The organism is Robiginitalea sp. (genome assembly GCF_049588695.1).
Lineage (GTDB): Bacteria > Bacteroidota > Bacteroidia > Flavobacteriales > Flavobacteriaceae > Robiginitalea.
The window spans coordinates 1-2,726 of sequence record NZ_JBAVZJ010000489.1; the positions used below are offsets into that span (position 1 = coordinate 1).

Here is a 2,726-nt window from a genome sequence, read left to right on the forward strand (position 1 = left end):
CCCAGTCAAAGCAAAAAGGGAGATAAAAAAGACAAGACAGGCAGTTTTTGGAAGCATTATAAGCGGTTTCTTTTCAAAGATAACGCTTTGGTGAAAATCGGGCAGACCCCGCTGCCGTATTTGGATCCGTCGCTTTGGAAGAGGCAACTCGGGCCGAAACTGAAGCCTTAGAAGGGGAAAGGATACAGAATTACCGGGATTTACTTGACATCCCCTATGGCGGGGTCGTATATTTGCAGCCGCTAAACTGAAAACTCCCAGCACCCTATGAAGTTATCTCATTTTAATTTTGAATTGCCAAAAGACTTACTCGCGGAATACCCTGCTGACCACCGGGACGAATCTAAACTGATGGTAATTCACCGGGAAACGGGGAAAATTGAGCACAAGTTATTCCGGGATTTGATTGACTATTTTGAAGAAGGCGATGTTATGGTGCTGAATAACACAAAGGTCTTTCCAGCCCGCCTTTTTGGGAATAAAGAAAAAACCGGGGCGCGCATCGAGGTATTCCTACTTCGCGAGTTGAATCAGGACCAGCGCCTTTGGGATGTCCTGGTCGATCCGGCCCGGAAAATTCGGATTGGAAATAAATTGTATTTCGGAGAAGATGAAGCCCTGGTTGCCGAGGTTATCGACAACACCACCTCACGGGGTCGGACCCTGCGGTTTCTATATGACGGATCCTACCCGGATTTCAGGCGTAAGCTCCGGGAGTTGGGACAAACACCCCTGCCAAAATACATCAAGAGAGATGTAGAGGCTTCAGATGAAGAGCGGTATCAGACGATCTATGCCAAACACGAAGGCGCTGTGGCTGCCCCAACGGCCGGGCTCCACTTTTCTAAGCATTTGCTCAAAAAACTGGAGATCAAAGGCATCGATTTTGCCGAATTGACACTCCATGTGGGTTTAGGGACTTTCAACCCGGTGGAAGTAGAGGATTTGTCCAAACACAAAATGGACAGCGAAGAGCTGATCATCGAAGAGCGGGCTACTGAAATCGTAAACAATGCCAAGACACAGAAACGCAGGGTATGCGCTGTGGGAACTACCGTAATGCGGGGGCTGGAGAGTGCTGTCTCTTCTGAACATACCCTCAATACGCACCAGGGATGGACCAATAAATTTATCTTCCCTCCCTACGAATTCAGTATTGCCAATGCGATGATTACGAATTTTCATTTGCCCAAGTCCACGCTATTGATGATGGTTTCTGCCTTTATTGGTCACGATCTTATGAAGCGTGCCTATAAGGAGGCCATACTCGAACAATACCGGTTCTACTCCTACGGGGATGCCATGCTCATTCTGTAGAAGGAGCATCACTCAATAGGTTACCAGGCCGGCTTACCCTGCCCCTAAATGGATACAGCCGAGAAAAGCGATATCAGAAAATTGAGCCGGGAGGCCCTGCGCACTTTTTTTACCGAAAACGGGGAGCAAGCCTTCCGCGGGAACCAGGTTTATGAATGGCTTTGGCAAAAGGGCGCGCATTCCTTTGAGGCGATGACCAATCTTTCCCTGGCCCACCGGGAACTTCTCAATACCCATTTTACCATTAACCACATCGCTGTGGATCAGATGCAGCGCAGTACCGATGGAACCATTAAAAATGCGGTTCGCCTGCATGACGGTTTGATCGTGGAATCAGTTCTGATTCCCACGGAAAGCCGGACCACCGCCTGTGTGTCCAGTCAGGTGGGGTGTAGTCTGGACTGTCGCTTTTGTGCTACGGCCCGGCTCAAGCGCATGCGCAACCTGAATCCGGATGAGATTTTCGATCAGGTAGTGGTCATAGACCGCCAGAGCCGCCTGTATTTTGGAAGGCCCCTGAGTAATATTGTCTTTATGGGTATGGGGGAACCCCTGATGAATTACCCCAACGTGGTCAAGGCCATCCGTATGATTAGTTCCGAAGAGGGGTTGGGGATGTCCCCCAAGCGGATTACCGTATCGACCTCGGGTGTCCCGAAGATGATTCGCAAACTGGCCGATGAAGCGTTGCGTTGTAACCTTGCGGTTTCCCTGCACTCTGCCGTGGAGGAGACGCGTACGGAAATCATGCCCTTTAACGCCAAAATGCCACTACAGGATCTCAAAGAGTCCATTGTGTACTGGTATGACAAAACCCGGAGCCGGATCACTTACGAATATGTAGTTTGGGAAGGTATTAATGACGCTCCTGCCGATATTCGGGCCTTTCTGGATTTTTGTAAAGCGGCTCCCTGTAAAGTCAATTTGATTGAATATAACCCCATCGATGACGGTGAATTTCGCCAGGCCCCTGAGCAAGCTGTACAGGCCTATGTCCGGGCACTGGAAGCCGCGGGAATTACCGTGACGGTGCGCCGTTCCAGGGGAAAAGACATCGATGCAGCCTGCGGCCAACTGGCCAATAAGGGTTCAGGCGATAATAGGGCATAAAAAAAACCGGAACCCCAATGAGGGCCCCGGTTCTTTTTTAGGTTGCATCTGAGAGCTAATAACAACTATCTACCTTGTCGATCTGTCGCAGGTAGGAATTGTTAAAGCTGAGCATATAACACTGTGATGTTTGACGGTTGGACCACCATTCCATGGCATCACCTCCGGATCCATTCTGATCGGTCATCTCAAAACCCCTGTTTCTCAGCTCCCTGTTCACTTCGGAGATTGGGCGTCCTTTTAAATCATAGATGTTGGTATGGGACTGATATCCCCCCCGGCCGGAATGATAGGAAGTC

Annotated in this window: 3 protein-coding genes; 2 read left to right on the top strand and 1 reads right to left on the bottom strand. The window is 49.7% G+C overall.

The features are described 5' to 3' along the window. Positions 1 to 267: 267 nt before the first annotated feature. Both queA and rlmN read left to right on the top strand, forming a co-directional pair. A complete protein-coding gene (gene queA, locus WBV75_RS11440; protein WP_424120729.1) occupies positions 268 to 1,317 on the top strand; it encodes a tRNA preQ1(34) S-adenosylmethionine ribosyltransferase-isomerase QueA in 1,050 nt (349 codons plus the stop codon). 48 nt (positions 1,318 to 1,365) lie between these two features. Continuing rightward, entirely contained in the window at positions 1,366 to 2,427 is a 1,062-nt protein-coding gene (rlmN, locus tag WBV75_RS11445; protein WP_424120730.1) for a 23S rRNA (adenine(2503)-C(2))-methyltransferase RlmN, read from the top strand. Positions 2,428 to 2,482: 55 nt separating this feature from the next. Here rlmN and WBV75_RS11450 read toward each other — a convergent pair. Beyond that, positions 2,483 to 2,726, bottom strand: a 244-nt coding sequence (locus WBV75_RS11450; RefSeq protein WP_424120731.1) for a hypothetical protein, incomplete at its 5' end; no start/stop codon positions are given.